This window comes from Halomonas profundus, from assembly GCF_020865425.1.
GTDB lineage: Bacteria > Pseudomonadota > Gammaproteobacteria > Pseudomonadales > Halomonadaceae > Vreelandella > Vreelandella titanicae.
Window position 1 is genome coordinate 1,169,524 of the sequence record NZ_CP086344.1, and the last position, 17,293, is coordinate 1,186,816.

Annotated in this window: 17 protein-coding genes; 9 read left to right on the top strand and 8 right to left on the bottom strand. The window is 55.4% G+C overall.

Annotated elements, in window-relative coordinates:
- Positions 1-345: 345 nt before the first annotated feature.
- Positions 346-1,269: a LysR family transcriptional regulator gene (locus LMS44_RS05275; RefSeq protein WP_022520661.1), complete on the top strand. Its 924-nt coding sequence runs from the start codon at positions 346-348 to the stop codon at positions 1,267-1,269.
- Positions 1,270-1,358: 89 nt separating this feature from the next.
- Complete coding sequence (locus tag LMS44_RS05280; RefSeq protein WP_022520660.1) at positions 1,359-2,351, top strand: glutathione S-transferase family protein; 993 nt, start codon at positions 1,359-1,361, stop codon at positions 2,349-2,351.
- A gap of 123 nt (positions 2,352-2,474) precedes the next feature.
- Here the strand turns inward: LMS44_RS05280 and LMS44_RS05285 are convergent, their stop codons facing one another.
- Together LMS44_RS05285 and LMS44_RS05290 are read right to left on the bottom strand one after the other, a co-directional pair.
- Positions 2,475-2,963, bottom strand: coding sequence for a PRC-barrel domain-containing protein (locus LMS44_RS05285; protein ID WP_022520659.1), 489 nt, complete (start codon positions 2,961-2,963; stop codon positions 2,475-2,477).
- 153 nt (positions 2,964-3,116) lie between these two features.
- A complete protein-coding gene (locus LMS44_RS05290) occupies positions 3,117-3,314 on the bottom strand; it encodes a CsbD family protein (protein WP_141439734.1) in 198 nt (65 codons plus the stop codon).
- Positions 3,315-3,567: 253 nt separating this feature from the next.
- Between LMS44_RS05290 and LMS44_RS05295 the strand changes: the two genes are divergently transcribed.
- From LMS44_RS05295 to nfi, 3 genes are all read left to right on the top strand, one after another.
- Positions 3,568-3,756: a hypothetical protein gene (locus tag LMS44_RS05295; RefSeq protein ID WP_039859330.1), complete on the top strand. Its 189-nt coding sequence runs from the start codon at positions 3,568-3,570 to the stop codon at positions 3,754-3,756.
- 91 nt (positions 3,757-3,847) lie between these two features.
- Positions 3,848-5,563: a DEAD/DEAH box helicase gene (locus tag LMS44_RS05300; RefSeq protein WP_009287184.1), complete on the top strand. Its 1,716-nt coding sequence runs from the start codon at positions 3,848-3,850 to the stop codon at positions 5,561-5,563.
- A gap of 135 nt (positions 5,564-5,698) precedes the next feature.
- Positions 5,699-6,385 carry a deoxyribonuclease V gene (nfi, locus tag LMS44_RS05305; protein WP_009287185.1) on the top strand — a complete coding sequence of 229 codons (687 nt, stop codon included), beginning with the start codon at positions 5,699-5,701 and terminating at the stop codon, positions 6,383-6,385.
- Positions 6,386-6,409: 24 nt separating this feature from the next.
- Here the strand turns inward: nfi and LMS44_RS05310 are convergent, their stop codons facing one another.
- Positions 6,410-7,126 carry a glutamine amidotransferase gene (locus tag LMS44_RS05310; RefSeq protein ID WP_278371054.1) on the bottom strand — a complete coding sequence of 239 codons (717 nt, stop codon included), beginning with the start codon at positions 7,124-7,126 and terminating at the stop codon, positions 6,410-6,412.
- 136 nt (positions 7,127-7,262) lie between these two features.
- Between LMS44_RS05310 and tpx the strand changes: the two genes are divergently transcribed.
- The gene (gene tpx, locus LMS44_RS05315) at positions 7,263-7,763 is read left to right on the top strand and encodes a thiol peroxidase (RefSeq protein ID WP_022520654.1); all 501 of its coding nucleotides are present in this window, start codon (positions 7,263-7,265) and stop codon (positions 7,761-7,763) included.
- Here the strand turns inward: tpx and LMS44_RS05320 are convergent.
- Complete coding sequence (locus LMS44_RS05320) at positions 7,760-8,443, bottom strand: gamma-glutamyl-gamma-aminobutyrate hydrolase family protein (RefSeq protein ID WP_035538585.1); 684 nt, start codon at positions 8,441-8,443, stop codon at positions 7,760-7,762. The two genes, tpx and LMS44_RS05320, sit on opposite strands and share 4 nt — an antisense overlap.
- Before the next feature lie 74 nt (positions 8,444-8,517).
- Positions 8,518-9,528, bottom strand: a complete 1,011-nt coding sequence (locus LMS44_RS05325) for an amidoligase family protein (protein ID WP_009287187.1) — start codon at positions 9,526-9,528, stop codon at positions 8,518-8,520.
- A gap of 127 nt (positions 9,529-9,655) precedes the next feature.
- On the opposite strand from LMS44_RS05325, the gene LMS44_RS05330 reads away from it, so the two are divergent.
- Complete coding sequence (locus tag LMS44_RS05330) at positions 9,656-12,190, top strand: mechanosensitive ion channel family protein (RefSeq protein WP_278371052.1); 2,535 nt, start codon at positions 9,656-9,658, stop codon at positions 12,188-12,190.
- Here LMS44_RS05330 and LMS44_RS05335 read toward each other — a convergent pair.
- Together LMS44_RS05335 and LMS44_RS05340 are read right to left on the bottom strand one after the other, a co-directional pair.
- Positions 12,107-12,538: a hypothetical protein gene (locus tag LMS44_RS05335; RefSeq protein WP_022520651.1), complete on the bottom strand. Its 432-nt coding sequence runs from the start codon at positions 12,536-12,538 to the stop codon at positions 12,107-12,109. The two genes, LMS44_RS05330 and LMS44_RS05335, sit on opposite strands and share 84 nt — an antisense overlap.
- Before the next feature lie 59 nt (positions 12,539-12,597).
- The gene (locus tag LMS44_RS05340; protein WP_027959891.1) at positions 12,598-13,617 is read right to left on the bottom strand and encodes a J domain-containing protein; all 1,020 of its coding nucleotides are present in this window, start codon (positions 13,615-13,617) and stop codon (positions 12,598-12,600) included.
- Positions 13,618-13,729: 112 nt separating this feature from the next.
- Here LMS44_RS05340 and LMS44_RS05345 point away from each other — a divergent pair, with 112 nt between their 5' ends.
- Entirely contained in the window at positions 13,730-15,160 is a 1,431-nt protein-coding gene (locus LMS44_RS05345) for a hypothetical protein (protein ID WP_027959890.1), read from the top strand.
- A gap of 165 nt (positions 15,161-15,325) precedes the next feature.
- Positions 15,326-16,015: a CBS domain-containing protein gene (locus tag LMS44_RS05350; protein ID WP_027959889.1), complete on the top strand. Its 690-nt coding sequence runs from the start codon at positions 15,326-15,328 to the stop codon at positions 16,013-16,015.
- Between the two features lie 43 nt (positions 16,016-16,058).
- Here LMS44_RS05350 and LMS44_RS05355 read toward each other — a convergent pair whose 3' ends face one another.
- Positions 16,059-17,183, bottom strand: a complete 1,125-nt coding sequence (locus LMS44_RS05355) for an aminotransferase class V-fold PLP-dependent enzyme (RefSeq protein ID WP_278371051.1) — start codon at positions 17,181-17,183, stop codon at positions 16,059-16,061.
- Positions 17,184-17,293: the final 110 nt, after the last annotated feature.

Genomic DNA, 17,293 nt, shown 5'->3' on the forward strand with positions numbered 1-17,293 from the left:
CTGTATATCTATACATAAAGCGTAATTAAATACAAAAATAGCACTAACAGACAGAGATTACTATTTATAAACAGCGTTTGCTAACAAATGTAACCAGTGAGGCGTGCTAACTAAATAATCTGTGTTAACTATAGACGAAAACTACGCTTTTAAAAGCTAAAGTATAATCTGTGTCAAATATTTTCCCGCTGGATAGAAATGACGTGCTCTTTTACCTGCGACCAGCAGTTAATCTCAAGCATTTTGTAAGCATGGGCGGAAGTGTTAGCTGTTTCCTGGCATTCTAGCCATGTTTTTTCGAACATTAAGCGCATTGTTTCGCTGTATTGCGTTGAGGAAATCGAAATGTCCCGGGTAACACTTTCACAATGGCAAATGTTGGCCGCCGTGGTTGACCACGGTGGATTTGCGCGTGCGGCAGAGGCGGTACATAAAAGCCCCTCCACGCTGAACCATGCCGTTCATAAATTAGAAGAGCAGCTAGGCGTGCAGGTGCTGGAGCCTATTGGCCGACAAGTACGGTTAACCGAAGCGGGCGAGCTGCTGCTTCGGCGCGCGCGTCAATTAATAGAGAGCGCAGCGTCACTTGAAGATGTCGCCACCCGGCTAGCCGCTGGTTTAGAAGCGGAAGTGGTAGTGGCAATCGATCAGGTGTTTCCCGCTGCTGCTCAAGCTAAAGCGCTAGAGCGATTCTCTGAAACGTACCCGCAGGTGCGCGTGCAGTTGCACGAGAGTGTTCTCAATGGCGGCATTGAGATGCTCTATGATGGCCGCGCAGACTTGGTAGTCTCCGGCATTGAGGCGCAGGGCTTCTTGGGCGAGCCGTTGGTCACGGTGCGCTTTGTTGCCGTGGCGCATCCCCAGCATGCGCTACATAAATTGGGCCGCTCGTTGGATTTGCGCGATCTAGCCCAGTATCGGCAGTTGGTGGTGCGTGATTCAGCGCTGCGCCAATCAACCAATGCTGGCTGGTTGAAAGCCGAGCAGCGTTGGACCGTCAGCCACCTCAATACCTCACTGGATATGCTAAGGCGTGGCTTGGGGTTTGCCTGGATGCCGGAAACACGAATTGCGGAGGAGTTAAACAGCGGGCAATTAAAGCCGCTGCCACTACCCGCGGGCGGTATTCGTGAAGTGCCGATTCAGATGATTTTTCGCGACCGAGACCGGGCAGGGCCAGCGGCTCATGCGATGGCCGCCGCACTGAAACAGGCCGTGGTGAGCGAATGCGCGCTGAATGATTCGACTGACTCGAATGAAAGGCCGTAAAACATCCGCTTGAGCGTTCCTGAAGCGGGCGTATGCTGAAGAAAAGAACGTAATTGTTAGCACCTCTAATGACTTTCAGGAGACGCCCAATGGGATTACTGGTAAATGGCAAGTGGCAAGACCAGTGGTATGACACTAAAAAACACGGCGGCGAATTTGTTCGTGAGTCCGCTCAGCTTCGCGACTGGGTGGGCAGCCATCCGGAGACTGACGGTGACTGCTACCCAGCGGAAAAAGAGCGTTATCATTTATATGTCTCGCTAGCCTGCCCCTGGGCGCATCGCACGCTGATTATGCGTAAGTTGAAAGGGCTAGAGCCGTTGATCGGCACGTCCCATGTTAGCCCCTTGATGCTCGACCAAGGCTGGACGTACCGTCAGGACGAAGGTGCCAGTGGCGACCCCGTTAACGGCGTCGACTACCATCACCAGCTGTATACCATGACCGACCCCCACTATACCGGGCGTGTCACCGTGCCCGTGCTATGGGACAAACAGCGCAGCGCCATCGTTAATAATGAGTCTGCAGACTTGCTACGTATTTTTAACCGTGCGTTCGATGAATTGACCGGCAACGACCTGGATTTTTACCCAGAAGATCTGCGCGGTGTCATTGATGACGTAAACGCCGATGTTTACGACCACATTAATAACGGCGTTTATAAATCAGGCTTTGCCACCGAACAGGCGGTTTATGAGAAGCACGTGAAGGCGTTGTTTGACGGTCTAGAGCGTATGGAAGCACGCTTGGCCGAGCATCGTTACTTGGCGGGGGAGTGGTTAACCGAGGCGGATATTCGTCTCTTTACCACGCTGATCCGGTTTGACGCGGTTTACTATGGCCACTTCAAATGCAATTTTAAGCGCATTGAAGATTATCCCAATCTTTCCAATTACGTGAGGGAAATCTATCAGTGGCCGGGAGTGGCGGAGACTGTCAATATGGATCACATCAAACGCCACTACTATTATAGTCACGACACGATTAACCCAACGCGAATCGTACCTGCTGGGCCCCTACTCGACCTTGAACGGTCTCACGACCGGGAGCGTTTACCGGGGCAGGGCGTGCGGCGTAAATAGATGCGTATCGCTAGCTAGCAAAAAGGGCCGCCCAGTTGGGCAGCCCTTTTTCTAATGCTGAGATTCTACTGCTAGCGTTTCGTTGCTATTAAAAACGTTGCTATTAAAAACAATGGGGAACCGTTAGCCATTATCATCGATATCTAACGCTTCACGGGTACGCTGCCAAGCGCTTTCAGCTCCCTCTTGGGTAGTTTGCCAGGCATCGCGAGCGTTGGCTTTAGTCTGTTCCCACCACTCGTTATTGTAAGCCGGGAAGGCTTCGACTTCTTCCTGGCTGGCTTCGACCATAATGCGATGTTCTGTATCACCATCGGCGTCCGTTTCGGTTTCGAGGGTGAAGTAGTCGGTATCAACAACGATCTCGCGGCCGCCGAGGCCCAGTACTGAACCGCTTTCGATCACAATCGCGGTAATGCGCATCTCTTCATCAAACAGGATGTCATCGACGTCACCAATCTCTTCACCGGAACCGCCGGCAAAATAGACCTCTGCATCAAGAATGTCGTCGGCAGAATACATGCCCTGGGGCTCATCCTGTGCGTGAGCATTCATGGCAACGCTGCCCATAAGGGCGGTACCGATAACGGTTGTGAGGATTGTCTTACGCATAGCATCTCTCCATGTGGCTACGATAGATAATAGATCTGTGTGGCTGCAGGTACTGGAGGGGATAACATAACCAGAACCACCAGCACATTGTGTTGCTAAAAAACCGACCTACCAAAACGGAAATGGTGTAATTAAAGGGGGCTTATAAGGCTATTACTGCTTATCAGCCCAGTCATCGGCTTGACGCTCTGCTTCTTCGCGCTCTAGGCCGTACTTCTGCTGAAGCTTGCCTATCAATTGATCCTTTTTACCACCGATCTGATCCAACTCATCGTCGGTGAGCTCGCCCCAGCTTGAGCGTGCCTTACCCTTCATCTCTTTCCATTTGCCTTCAATTTGATCCCAGTTCATTGCATCGCTCCTTGAGAATAGTGAACTTGATTAGGCACTTTTTCAGGTTAGACCATATGTGCATGAGCGCAAGTCCTTGTTTCACTGTGGTGTAAGTTAAAAGTACTGGTCAGACGCCAAATGCAATGGTAGGATGCGCGCTCCTCGCATGTGTTGACCCCTCCATCACGACGGTAAGCGTTTAACTGCATAGTTATTAATGAGTAGATGTTAATAGTTATTTGTAGTGTCGCTTGCGGGAACATCTCGCCAATTGCTAGATGTTCATTGCTGTGTAGATGGCGCGCCTCCAGTATTTCACCAAACGGGTGAAATCGGCGCAGAAGGTCGCCACAACGGTTGGCCCGCTAATGCGTTGTTTGCCAACCGGATGCTAGGTGCGACCGGCGTCTCCGACTCCACTGATGGCTTTGACCGCTACGGCGGTGCCTGTTATCGATAATGACCATTCTTCATGTCGTTGTGCGATGACTGAGTCAGAGACGCTTATGATGTTTTTTGCCGGTACTTGCCGGCCTACCAAGGTGTGATTAATGACCTCGACTTCTGTCGCCTCGCCGAGCTTCGGCGATCTGGCTCTTTTGCCTGCCGTTCTGTCTGCTGTTGAATCACAGGGCTACCTCGTTCCCTCGCCGATTCAGGCACAAACTATTCCTGCGTTGCTTGAAGGCCGCGATATGCTGGGCCAGGCCCAGACGGGTACCGGCAAAACCGCAGCGTTTGCATTACCGTTACTGTCACGTTTAGAGCTGACTCGCCGTGAGCCCCAAGTGTTGGTTATGGCGCCAACCCGCGAATTGGCTCAGCAAGTAGCTGCCTCGTTTAGTAAATATGGCCAAAACCTGAAAGGTCTCGAAGTTGCGACCCTATGTGGTGGCCAAGAGTACCGTGAACAGCTGGGCGCCCTTAAGCGTGGCGCGCAAGTGGTTGTCGGTACCCCCGGCCGGATTATCGACCACCTGGACCGCGGTAGCCTGAAGCTTGATGGCCTCTCCGCCCTAGTGCTGGACGAAGCTGATGAAATGTTGCGCATGGGCTTTATCGACGACGTAAAACGCGTGGTTGCCGATACCCCGAAAGATGCTCAGCGTGTGTTCTTCTCAGCGACACTGCCCACTGAAATCGAGCGCATCGTTAACCGTTACTTGGTTAACCCAGTGAAAGTCGCGATTGAGTCGGGCACCACGACCGGCGAAAACATCGAACAGCGCATTGTGCGTGTTGATGGTGGCGCTAAGCTTGAAGCTCTTTCGCGTATTCTTGAAGTCGAGCCGGTCGATGGGGCCATCGTCTTTGTACGTACCCGTGCCGCTTGTACCACGCTCGTTGAGCAGTTGACTGCTCGTGGCGTTAACGCTGCTGGCCTGTCCGGTGATCTCGATCAGAGCCTGCGTGAGCGTACTATTACGCGCTTGAAGCGTGGCAAAGTCGACGTACTGATCGCTACCGATGTAGCTGCCCGTGGTCTTGACGTGTCGCGTATCACTCACGTTATCAACTACGATCTGCCTCAAGATGCAGAGGCTTATACGCACCGTATTGGCCGTACCGGTCGTGCGGGCCGTAGCGGTATCGCGATTACCTTTGCTGGCTTCCGTGAAGGCCGCAAAGTGGGCTGGATGGAGCAGGCAACCGGTCAGAAAATGACCGAAATGCCGCTACCTGATGAAGCCGCTATTCGTGCCCATCGCGATGACGTCTTCTATCAGCGTGTTATCGCCTCCTTAACGAAGGGCGCCGAAGAGCAGCGTGCGCTGATTGAGCGTCTGATCGAAGAAGGCCATGACCCGATCGAGCTGACTTGTGCGTTTGCCGCTATGGCGCGTGCTGACGAAGCGCCGATCGGTCGCCTTCAGGCGCCGCGCAAAGAGAAGCCCTCGCGTGATGGAGCGTCTGGCGGTAAGCCGGGAGCACGCCGCGAACGCACTGGTGCACCAACTGAAGGTATGACGCGCTACCGCGTATCGGTTGGTCATAAAGATGGCGTCAAGCCTGGCCAACTAGTCGGTGCCCTCGCCAACGAAGGCGGCATTGAAGGCGCGCGTATCGGTCGTATCGATATTCGCAACGCTTTCTCTGTGGTCGAACTGCCGAGCGGCTTGCCCTCGACGATTCTGACCAAGATGGCCCGTGCCCGTGTGGCCGGTCGTCCGTTGGAAATCAGCGAAGACAGCGCACCGGCAGAGCGTGCACCGCGCCGCCGTCGCGACGAAGGCGATGCGCCGGTTCGTCGTCGCGAACGCGCCTAAGTCTTCACCACTGTAAGGATTAATCAGCTGCCGCCAAGCGGCAACTGAGAAGATCTCGACGCCCTCGTACCGTTACTGGCGCGAGGGCGTTTTTTTGCTACCTTATTCACCATTAACCGTTTCAAGGAGGAAACCATGTCCGCACCACTACACGAATGGAATCTGGCACCCAAGGAAGCGATGGCGCTGCAGTTGCAGTTGGCGAGGCGATTGGAACTTACTGATCGCCTAGCGCCGATAACGCATATCGCCGGGGTGGATATTGGGTTCGAAGAGGGCGGCGAAATCACTCGGGCAGCGGTGGTGGTATTGAAATGGGATCCTGCCACCGCACCCGATTTAAGCGTGGTGGAACAGGTCGTCCATCGCGAGCCCACCCGAATGCCGTATATCCCCGGCTTGCTTTCGTTTCGAGAAATCCCCGCCGCGCTAGGCGCGTTTGAAAAACTCAGCGTGATGCCTGAACTGGTGATGGTCGACGGCCAGGGGATTGCACACCCACGCCGGTTAGGCGTGGCGGCTCACCTAGGGCTATGGCTCGATCTACCTACCATCGGTATTGCCAAGTCACGCCTATATGGCCAACACGCCGAGGTGGGCGAGCAGCGCGGCGACTGGGTGCCACTCTCCGCGGGGCAGGAAACCATTGGTGCCGTTTTGCGTTCCCGCACCAAGGTCAAGCCCGTGTACGTATCACCTGGCCACCGGATCACTTTAGAAACCTCGCTGGCCTGGGTGTTGCGCTGCTTGGGGCGTACCAAGCTACCTGAGCCAACGCGGCTGGCAGATCGGCTGGCCTCTCGGCGTGATCAGCGTAAGTAGCTTTCGATTGCCAATGGCTAAGGGCTATACAAACGCCAAAAAACGTCGCAGTAGGCTGGAGGCCTCTTGGCAGTCAGTAATGTTCGCCAGCAGGGTGTCGGGCTCTTCGCCTTGGTCGCGTAGGGTGGCGCGTTGGCGTTCAAGGTAGGCACGCATCACCGGCGCCGTAAATTCCGGGTGAAACTGCACGCTCCACTGGCGCGGGCCGTAGCGTAGCGCCTGGTGGGCGTCGTGGCTGTTATGGGCCAGCACCGTGCACCCTTGGGGCGCCTGCATCACCGACTGGGCATGGGTCAGGTGGGCGGCAAAGCTTTCCGGTAGTTGGCTAAACAGCGGGTCTTGCTGGCCCGCTTGGGTGAGTCGCACGGTGCGCGTGCCCGATTCGCGGCCTGCCGGATGGTAGTCACTCACGCCACCAAAAGCGGCGGCCATTAACTGGTGGCCATAGCAAACGCCTAGCATGGGAATGTCGTTTGCCAGCGCCTCCTTCAGCCACGGCTTCAGTGCTTCGCTCCAGGGTTCGGCCTCGCTGACCATACTGTGCGAACCTGTAATCACAATACCCGCGAGTGTATTAAGTTCAGGAGCACTGGGTTGGCGGGTTGCATCCCACACCTGTAGTTCTAAATGCGCGGACAGCGCGGTGCTAAGCTGCTTTATAAATAGCGTTTCAAAATCACCGTGCTGGTCGACGACTTCCGGAAAAGCGTCGCCGGTTTTAACGATCAATACACAGGCCATATCACTCCCTCGGTATGATGAAACGCAAACATTGAACAAAGGCCTTTCAGGAAGAGCGCAAAGGCGTGAAGATAGCCTACCATGGCTGCTTAAATGGTAAGAACGCATTAATTATGAACATCATAAGGAGACAATAATGCAACAGGTTACCCGCGCAGGCGAACCGCTGGATGTGGCTGGCACATTGCCAGCAAAAGGGCAGGCGGCACCGGCGATGACGCTGACCAACACCGATCTGCAAGACGTTACGCTCGATACGTACGCAGGAAAGCGTAAAGTGCTCAATATCATCCCCAGTGTGGATACGCCCACTTGTGCCATGTCCACGCGTCACTTTAACGAGCTGGCGTCTAACCTTGCCGACACCGTGGTATTGGTCGTCTCAGCGGATTTACCCTTTGCAGCCAAACGCTTTTGTGGCGCGGAAGGATTGGATAACGTCGAAACGCTGTCTACTTTCCGCCACCCCGAGTTTCGCGAAGCCTGGGGCGTAGCACTGTGCAACAACTCCATGGAAGGCCTTTGCGCCCGTGCAGTCGTCGTACTGGATACCGATAACCGGGTGCTGCACAGCGAGCTGGTGAGCGAGTTGAAGAACGAGCCTGATTATGATGCTGCCTTGGCGGTGCTGAGCTAGCTCGTATGCCGTGTAGCATGCCGCTCTGACGCCCTCACCAGCGCGCGAATCAAGCGCTGCTGGGGGCGATTGAAAATCAGCCACTCCGGGTGCCACTGCACGCCAATCAAGAAGTCGTGCTCCGGTGACTCAATGCCCTGCACTAGGCCATCCCGGTCGCGTGCAACGATTTCAATCCCTCTGCCTGCCTGATAAACGGCTTGATGATGCAGGCTGTTAACCCGACACCAGGTAACTCCTAGCAGGCGATGCAACTTACTTGCCCCCACGATATCAACGGTTTTGCGCGGCAGAACGGTGCGTCGCCGTTTTAACCCTTCGTGGGTGGTGTAGATATCAGGATCCAGTGTGCCACCAAGATGCACGTTGATTAATTGTGCCCCTCGGCAAATACCCAGCACCGGTGTATGCAGCGGAATAAAACGTTCAAGCAGGGCTAGCTCCAGCTCATCCCTTGCAGGGTCTAAACGAACATCTAATTGTACTTCGCCACCATAGAGGTGGGCCTGAATATCGTCGCCGCCGCCAATGATCAAGCCGTCCAGGCTTTCCGGCTGCGGGCGCGAAGGCGATAACCGCAACGGTTTGCCGCCATGCCGCCAGACGGCGAACCAATCAAACCACCACGCTAAGTGGCTTTTTTGGTCAGAGGTAGTAATTCCGATAAGCGGCCGAGTCATGTGGATAGTTACTCACTGTGACAGGAAATGAAGAATGCTAAACGGGTTTTATATAGCTGGGCTCTACAACACAATCAGTGTTCGCGGCGAAGCAAACGAACTAGTTTTTCTTTTACGCGGGTCAGCATCGGTCGGTTATGGTCGGCGATATATTCAGCGCAGCGAGCGAGTAACACCTCAGAATTAGCGGCAAGTTTCTCGACTTCCACCCAGCGATTCCACTCGGTCACTGAGCCCCACCCCGGCTGGGAAAGCTGAGCGTTGGGTAAGCGGTAGTGAAAGGTGGGGCGCGGCTTGGTAAGCTGCGTATGCAGCAATTCATGAGAGTGGTCGGGGCGTAGATAGGCAAATAGCGGCAGCATATCCAGCTCGCGATTGCGCGTGGGATTATGGTGCAAGTAGTCGTCAATTAACGTGTCGAGATCAGGCGAATAGTGGCTATCCAGTATTTTTAACGCATAGGCTTTGTGAAATGGATTCGCGTGGGGCAGCATCTCACGGGTAATATCGACTTTAATTTCGTCGCGCAGCCAGCCAGCTAGCAGCAGGTACGCACGCAGCATGGCTAGCAAATAGTCAACGTCGAAACGCTCCGCTTCAGGGTTTAGGTGTAAGCCGAACCCATACAGCAGGCTGGCATCGGTGCCCTTAGCGCCATGCTCTCGTAGTGTCTCGAACAGCGCGTCTAAATCTTCCAGCTCATTCCAAGGTATCGGTGGGCAAACGATTTCGGTAGGCACCAGGCCTGTGACCATGTCGCCAATCAGCTCGCGGGTTTTGTGATGGAACTCGACCCGGCGTTGATGCTGATGGCGCGCCCACTCGCTATCTTCTGGGTGAGGGTCGTCGGCCAGCGATTTGTCGGGATGCGCGTATTGGGTGTCGAGCTCGATACCAAATTCTCCCCAGCGGGTATCCTCAACGAGTAGCCGATGGGGGCTTACCACGTTAAGCTCCCCGCCAAACAGTTCACGTACGATCATCGCCGTGTCTCGGGGCGGCAGGCCAGCGAACTCGATTTCAATGCCAACGTGCCGAATTTTCCCCTGGCTGTTTAAGCGGTTAGGTGGAGCTTGTAGCGTCATCTCGGCGTCCTTGAGGTGAACGTTTAAGTCTTCAGCCTATCATAGTCACGCGTTGAGACTGAGCGTATTAATAGCGGCGGCAAATGATAAGCAGGACGCCATCTAAGCTAATTTTCAGGAGTAAGGCGTGCGACAGCACTGGTTAATCAATTCGTTAATAGGTTTTGTCTTGTTTGTATTGGCAAGCCTAGCAATGACGAGCATGGCAATCACTCAAGCCCAGGCGCAAACGGTGTCGCTGCCCGGCCTGAGCAGCGGTTCCGAAGAGGAAAGCGCTGACGTTAGCGGTGAAGAGTTTCAGAAGTCGCTCACTGACGTCATCACCATGCTTGAAAACGAAGAGCGGCGCACAGAGTTGCTTAAATCGCTACGCGAATTGCAAGTAACCGCAGACGCTGCCAGCGCAGATGAGGGCGTAGTACGCCAGGGATTACTGGGTGCTCTCGCCGATACCTTAAGTGACCTGGGTGATCAGGCCCAGGCGGGGGATTCGCCGGTTGATCAGTGGTCACGCCAGCTGGTTCAGGGCGTAGATGATTTGCGCGCGCTTAACGATGATGCCGACCAGGGGGAGGCGATTCGAGCGGTTGCCGAAGGGGCGGTGCTGGCCTTGGTTTGGGGCGTACTGTTGGTGCTGATGATTGCCTTTGGGCGCATGATCGCTACCCGGCGTGAGTGGCCGTTGGATCTGCCTCGGGATCCCAAGGGCTGGCTGATGGCAGTGCACTTTTTGCGCCGCATGCTGCCCTGGGCACTGTCGTTTGCCATTACCTTGGGGATTGGCCAGGTGCTGCCCGATAGCCCTGGGCGTACGCTGGTATTGGTAGTGGCCTATATCTGCCTGTGTGGCAGGGCGCTATCGGTGGTGTTTGAAACAGTCATCGCGTTCTTTAGCCGTGGCCATCGTTTTACTGCGGTTCAACTGCTTCAACAGCGTGCGCTGCGCGGGCTGTTTGTGATTGGTGCTTTGATTGCGCTTGGCGACGCGGTCAACTCCACTCGTCTCGTTGAAATGCTGGGTAGCGAGCTGTCGAGCCTAGCCTCTGTGCTTTCCAATATGCTCGCGGCGTTGCTTGCAGCGCGGTTTATTCTCAAGTTTAAGCGCCCCGTGCGCCACCTGATTTGCAACCGGCCCTTCAAGCAGCGGCGTGACGCCAGCACCGCGGTCGAAATGATTCGCTCCCTGGGGGGGCTATGGCACATACCCGCGCTGCTGCTGGTGAGCGGTTCGCTGCTGGCGATTTTTATCACCGTGGGCGATGTGGGCACTGCTCTGGCGCGCTCGATTATTTCCGCCAGCCTGCTGGTACTGACACTGGTAGTCACCGGGTTGCTGCGCCGCCAAGCGGAACGGATGGGCAAGCGTCGCCACCGCCGCCGTTATAGCCAATATCGCAAACGTTTAGAGCGCTTCGGCTTCGTGTTGGCGCACATCTGCTCGTGGATGGTGTTTGCCGAACTCTCAATGCAGGTGTGGGGCAGTTCGTTCTTCGGTTTGGGCCAACAAGCCGTGGCCAGCGCGCGGATTGGCCAAGCGCTGGTTAGCTTGGGGGCCACGGTATTGCTTGCATGGCTGGTATGGATATTTGCCGATACCGCCATTCAGCGAGCGCTAACATCGTCAGCCCGTTCACGTGGGCGGCGGGTCAATCAGGCCCGGGCGCAAACCATCACGCCGATGATCCGCAACGTCATCTTTGTAACAATTCTGATTATTGCCGTTATCGCCGGGTTGGCTAATTTGGGTGTCAACGTCACACCGCTGCTGGCGGGTGCTGGTGTGATCGGTCTGGCGATCGGTTTTGGTGCGCAAACGTTAGTGCAGGATTTGATTACCGGTATTTTTATCTTGATCGAAGATTCGTTAGCGGTCGATGACTTCGTGCAGATCAATAACCATATGGGCACGGTCGAGGGGCTGACGCTGCGCACTGTGCGGCTACGCGATTTGGATGGCATTGTGCACATCATCACCTTTAGCCGCATTGAGTCGATTCATAACATGTCCCGCCAGTTCGGCATCGCGCTGATGCGAATACGCATTCCGTTTGATATGAAAATCGACGATGCGATTACGCTGATGCAGGAGACTGCCCAGGAGCTGCGCCGTGATCCGATGATGCGCCACTACATCTGGTCGCCGCTGGAGATGCAGGGCGTTCAGGGTTTTGAAGATGGCTGCCCCATTTTACGCATGCGCTTTCGCACCGCGCCGGAGATGCAGTGGGATGTCTCGCGGGCGTTTAACCTGTTGCTGAAGCAGCGTATGGAAGCTCAAGAGATTGACCTGGGCGTGCCGCGTCTTAGTGTCAGTATGGAAGCACGCGCTGAAGACCGCATGGAGGCGACCGCGGGTACTTCATTCTCTTTAGAAGAGGGCTCGCAAGAACAAGCTGGGCAAGAAAACACTTCGCCTGAGAGTGAACAAGGCAAGCATAGCGCGACGCAAGCAAGTGACTTCAACCCACAGGAGCATAAGAAACCAACACCTCCGAAGCCCGCGCCGCGTCCGACAAAAGCTGAGATTCGCCAGGATGAACAGGCACGCAGGCACGATAATACGAATAATCGTACTGCGTCACATCGGCAAAAGCCCCAGGCACAGGGCAAGCCCCAGAGCGATTCCTATGCCAGCCCCGGTGGCGAACACGGCGATGAGTAGCCACGGGCCCCGCCAGCGGCGCCAACGGTTGTACAACGAGACCGCGTGGCTAACGCGGTCGACCAGTTCGTCGTGACGGGAAATGGCGTGATCCGGCGGCAGCGAAAAGTCGTTGGCGACATCGCCCTGCCAGTGGGCGCCGTGGCTGAGCCCCAGGCGCGCTCGTAGCTTTCCGATATCGCTGACGGTGTCGTGCAGCGTATCGTAGGTTTCGCGGCGTTCGGCAACCGCGAACACCGCCTCGGCATCCTGGCGTAGCGCGCTATGCTGGCAGCTAGCCACGGCTTGGCTGATTTCTTGTTCGTTGGCCTCGGGGGAAACCGCGAGGCGCTGGTACAAATCGCGCATAGGGTCAATTTATTCTCATGGGCCAGTGCATCCTGCGAAACGTCTAGCGTTACATGGTCTTAGTAAGTTTGCATCAAATAATCATAGGCGTTTTTAATACGCTGAAACCGCGCTGAGGCCAAGGCGACCTGTTGTTCACTTTCCGAATAGAAGCGGTCTGGATGGTGGAGCTGCGCCATCCGCCGATAGGCGTGGCGAACCTCTACCCGGGTGGCACCTGGGGTAAGTCCCAGCACCGAAAGCGCCCGCGTGGTGCGATCGGGCGGCGGTGAGGCGCGCTGCTGGCGATGCTCTTGTTGGCGATGCTGGTGACGAGAATCTTGCTGGCGAGAGCGGCGCCGTTCGCGCTCGGCCTGTTCGCGCTGCTGTTGTTGCCGTTGCCGTTCCTGCTCCTGTTGGCGCGTCTGTTCACGCTGGCGCTGCTGTTCCTGTTCGCGGGCTTGGCGAGCCTGCTCCTGGCGTTGCTGTTTCTCCTGCTGTTTTTGTTGCTTCTGCTGGTGGCGTCGCTCTTTCTGTTGTTGCTGCTGTTCGGCCCGAGCATTGGCCTGTTGGTGGTACTGCTCAGCGGCCTCGGCTTCGCGTGCTTTTCGGGCATGATAATCTGGGTCGTGTGCCTGCCAGTAAGCATCACGGCTGGGGTCTTCGGGTGTGGCAAGGGGTGTGCCGGTGAGCTCTTTAAACAGAGTATTCAAGGTCATTGGTGCGATACTTAGCAGGTCGGCCAAAAAACGCAAAATATAGTGGTTGGCCAGGGACAGCTCGCCGTCGTCAGTGGCGACGGTAATCGCTTGATGAATAACGCTCAGGCTGCGTTCTGTGCCGCATTCTTTGCGAACCACCTCGGCAGCTAGTTGGATCGCTTGCAAGTCTTGGCTACGGGCAATACTCATTACTGGCCCCAGCTCATGCCCGTGGCGAAACTGTGCGGTCACCTGAGCCAGGCGGCGGCGCCGCTGCCCCTCTGAAACATGTTGACGGTGCACCAGCACCCAGGCCAACAGCAGCAGGGTTGCCGTATCCACTTGGCTGCGGCTCTTTAATAGCAGCAGCTCAAAGGGTGAAAAACGGGCAATGGACATTTCCTAGCTCCATAGGTGAAGAGGTGAGCAGAGGGGTGGCTTTAGATAGCGCCATGATCAAGTTAGCCATGGTATATCATCGCGTTAGGCAAAGGAGTAGGAGATTGATGAGTTGATCAACGTTGAGCGTAAAAACAGCTTTCAGCTGCGTCTTACCCGGCGGCTCAAGGAAGAGACATCGCATAACCTCGACGTCTATCTTTTTGTGCCTGGCGATTTGGGATTAAGCACCCAGCTTATCTCAGAAGAAGCCTTTTATCATGCCGCTATCAATGTCTCGCGCACCTACTACAGTGACGAGTATCTCTTACCGCTGGTGCACAGTCGGCTGGCCAGCCGTAATCGGCTCGGCAGCGACTCGTATCGGTTGAGCTTGAGTCTCTACGCCTATCAATACGTGGAAGCGATGGAGCGCACTACTCGAGCAATGTTGGTGAATGCCAATAAGCTGCGCCATGCTCGCCAAGAGGAGCGCGAAGAGAACAGTGAGGTGCAAGAGAGTGCCGTTGCCCTACGTGACCAACTGCATGAGATGATCGACTTGAGCGATGGTATTCTCAAGCGGCTGCGTCGCCACCAGCCTGATGACGAAAGTCTATATAAGTACTTTGCCAATATCGATAACTACCTCTCCTGGTTTACCGAACAACAGCTGCTGGCGCTGGTGGCACACATGCCCCGCGGCGGAGAGTTTACCGATATTCGCCGACGTTTTATTAGCGTGTGTCACCGGGAGGGCGAGTATCGCCGCGAACAGCAGTACAACGCCGAGCGCGTGATGGCTGATCCCACGCGGATGTCGAATAAAATGCGCTTGTTGCGGCGCCTGATTGAGCACCCGATTACCCTGAAACAAGAGGCATTGGAGCTGGGTGGCGGCGAGCAAAAAGCGGTCAAAGCGCTTGCCACCGCCGTGGTAATGGCCTTTGTATCGTTAGGCGTGCTGCAGTTGCGTAATGCTCTGGGAGATATCACCGCGCTGTTCGTATTAGCCATGGCGCTGCTCTACGCCCTGCGCGAAGTGTTTAAGGATGATTTGCGCAATACCCTGTGGCGCTGGCTGCGTAAAGGCCGTCCCAAGTGGCGGCGCCAGTATTTAGACCCCACGCGCAACGCCGTGGTGGGCCGCCAGTTGGAGTGGTTTGACTACAAGCGCTACGCATCGCTGGGCGATGATATCAAGCAGATGCGCCGCCGTACGGTAGCCCAGCGTGAAGAAGTGGTGCTGCACTATCGTTCAAGCTCACGTATGTCGCCTACGCGCTTTTTGAGCGGCTACGAGCATACCCGCGAAACGCTCAATCTGGATATCTCGATGCTTACGCGACTAATGAGTAAGGGCAAGCATCACATCTACCGTTTAAAAGATGGCCAAGCAGTTCGCGAGGGCGTCGAGCGCCGTCATCTGTTTAACTTAGTGGTTCGGGAGACGGGCAGTGAGGATAGCCCTTACTTGGCCCGCTGGAAGGTTGTCGTTAGCCGCTCGGGCATTGTCGATGTCGAGAAAGTCGAAGAGAGCAGCGTGGTGAAGGAAAGCGAATAACAAAAGTGCCAATAAACTGCGCCAGGTCAACGCAGCCTCAATGCGTTCTTTGAGATCGCTAGCCAGCATGGGCAAATCTTCAGCAGCGAGCTAGGCTCAAAGAACAAGCAGGATAATCTGCATCTGCGGCTCAGTCTTTAAAGGTTGAGCTCAAGGAGGAGTACAATGCAAGCTATCGATATTATGACGCCCAAAGTGGTGAGTGTGGGGCCTGACGCCGAAGTACGTGAAATTGCGCAACTGCTGCTCAAGCACCGTATTAGTGCGGTGCCTGTCGTAGATAGTGAGCGGCGGGTGATTGGCATTGTCAGCGAAGGTGATTTAATGCGCCGGGTAAAAAGTGACAGTGATCACGGACACTCCTGGTGGTTATCGCTGTTTACCGGCGGCAAGGATGCTGGCGACTATGTTAAGTCCCATGGTCGTAAAGCCCACGAGGTCATGACCCCGAATCCAATGACCGTGGAAGAGAACACGCCGCTGCATACCATTGCGCGAATGCTGGAAAAACATCATATCAAGCGGGTGCCTGTGCTACGTGATGGCAAGTTAGTGGGTATTGTTAGCCGTGCTAACTTGCTCCAGGGTATCGCCAATGCCGCAGTGGCGCCAACCCAGTCGCCCACGGATGATCGTCAAATTCGTGAGGCTATTCTCAAAGAAGTTGAGAATAATACCGGCGTACAAGTTGAAGGCATTAGCGTGATTGTGGATGGCGGTGCTGTGGAGGTATGGGGACTAGTCGAATCCCTTGAACAGAAGCAGGCGGTAACCGTTGCTGCGGAAAACGTGCCTGGGGTTACCCAAGTTGAAAATCATCTGGGCATGATGCCGCGGGGCGTGGGCTATATGTGACCTAAAGCCCGCTATTAAAATAGCGGGCTCTGCCTTCTTTACCTTACACCACTGCTTTAATCGCCTGCTCTAAGCTGTTCACGCTGCGCTCTGTGTGGTGCAGCTTATCGAGGCCAAATAGACCGATGCGGAAGGTTTGGAAGTTATCGCCCTCATCGCACATTAATGGTACGCCGCCCGCCACTTGCACGCCCGCCTGGGCAAGCTTGCCCACTAAGCCACTGTCGTCGCTATAGCACACCACCACACCTGGGGCTTCAAAACCTTCCGCAGCAACGCTCACAAAACCGTGGCGGTTAAGCATGGCGCGGACTTCCCGGCCAATCGCCTGCTGCTCCTCTTTTACCTTGGCAAAGCCGTAGGCACGGGTCTCCTGCATAATGTCCCGTAACTGCCGCAGTGCATCGGTAGGCATGGTGGCGTGATAGGCGTGCCCGCCATTTTCATAGGCCTGCATAATGCTGTGCCACTTGCCCAAATCGCAGGCAAAGCTGTTGCTCTGGGTCTCACTCAAGCGCTGCGTGGCACGTTCCGAGAGCATTACCATGGCGCAGCAGGGCGAACCGCTCCAGCCTTTTTGCGGCGCGCTTACCACCACATCAATGCCGAGTGCCTGCATATCCACCCACAGAGTGCCCGCGGCAATGGCATCCAGTACAAACAGGCCACCTACCTCGTGAGTGGCTTCGGCGAGCGCTTGAATATAGTCATCCGGAAGTAGCAAGCCCGCAGAGGTTTCGACTTGCGGGGCGAACACAACGGCAGGTTTTTCGCTACGAATCTGCGCGACGGCCTCCTCAATGGGCACTGGCTGAAAAGGCGAGCGCGGGTCATCGGCCTTTAGACGCCGTGCTTTAAGCACCGTGTGCTGGTCGGTTAAGCGACCCATCTCAATAATTTGCGTCCAGCGGTAGCTGAACCAGCCGTTGCGAATAACCAAGGTTTTCTGGTCAACGGCAAACTGGCGCGCCACCGCTTCCATGCCAAAGGTGCCGCTACCGGGCACGATAACGGCCGCTTGGGCGTTGTACACCTCTTTCAGCGTGGCTGAAATATCCCGCATCACACCTTGAAACTGCTGTGACATGTGATTCAGCGAACGGTCTGTGTAGACCACCGAGTATTCAAGCAAGCCGTCGGGGTCGACGTTGGGTAGTAAACCAGCCATGGCGTTCTCCTGTTTTTAGAAACAGCCTGTTGTTAGAAGCAAATCATTAAACACGCATCGTGAGTCACGCTAAAGCGCGAGGTTGCGTTTCAGAATACGGATAACTTCGT

Bases quoted from the DNA above. Each gene is read 5' to 3' on its own strand.
- LMS44_RS05275 (WP_022520661.1), top strand. From the start codon at position 346: ATGTCCCGGGTAACACTTTCACAATGGCAAATGTTGGCCGCCGTGGTT.
- LMS44_RS05280 (WP_022520660.1), top strand. From the start codon at position 1,359: ATGGGATTACTGGTAAATGGCAAGTGGCAAGACCAGTGGTATGACACT.
- LMS44_RS05285 (WP_022520659.1), bottom strand. From the start codon at position 2,963: ATGCGTAAGACAATCCTCACAACCGTTATCGGTACCGCCCTTATGGGC.
- LMS44_RS05290 (WP_141439734.1), bottom strand. From the start codon at position 3,314: ATGAACTGGGATCAAATTGAAGGCAAATGGAAAGAGATGAAGGGTAAG.
- LMS44_RS05300 (WP_009287184.1), top strand. From the start codon at position 3,848: ATGACCTCGACTTCTGTCGCCTCGCCGAGCTTCGGCGATCTGGCTCTT.
- nfi (WP_009287185.1), top strand. From the start codon at position 5,699: ATGTCCGCACCACTACACGAATGGAATCTGGCACCCAAGGAAGCGATG.
- LMS44_RS05310 (WP_278371054.1), bottom strand. From the start codon at position 7,126: ATGGCCTGTGTATTGATCGTTAAAACCGGCGACGCTTTTCCGGAAGTC.
- tpx (WP_022520654.1), top strand. From the start codon at position 7,263: ATGCAACAGGTTACCCGCGCAGGCGAACCGCTGGATGTGGCTGGCACA.
- LMS44_RS05320 (WP_035538585.1), bottom strand. From the start codon at position 8,443: ATGACTCGGCCGCTTATCGGAATTACTACCTCTGACCAAAAAAGCCAC.
- LMS44_RS05325 (WP_009287187.1), bottom strand. From the start codon at position 9,528: ATGACGCTACAAGCTCCACCTAACCGCTTAAACAGCCAGGGGAAAATT.
- LMS44_RS05335 (WP_022520651.1), bottom strand. From the start codon at position 12,538: ATGCGCGATTTGTACCAGCGCCTCGCGGTTTCCCCCGAGGCCAACGAA.
- LMS44_RS05340 (WP_027959891.1), bottom strand. From the start codon at position 13,617: ATGTCCATTGCCCGTTTTTCACCCTTTGAGCTGCTGCTATTAAAGAGC.
- LMS44_RS05350 (WP_027959889.1), top strand. From the start codon at position 15,326: ATGCAAGCTATCGATATTATGACGCCCAAAGTGGTGAGTGTGGGGCCT.
- LMS44_RS05355 (WP_278371051.1), bottom strand. From the start codon at position 17,183: ATGGCTGGTTTACTACCCAACGTCGACCCCGACGGCTTGCTTGAATAC.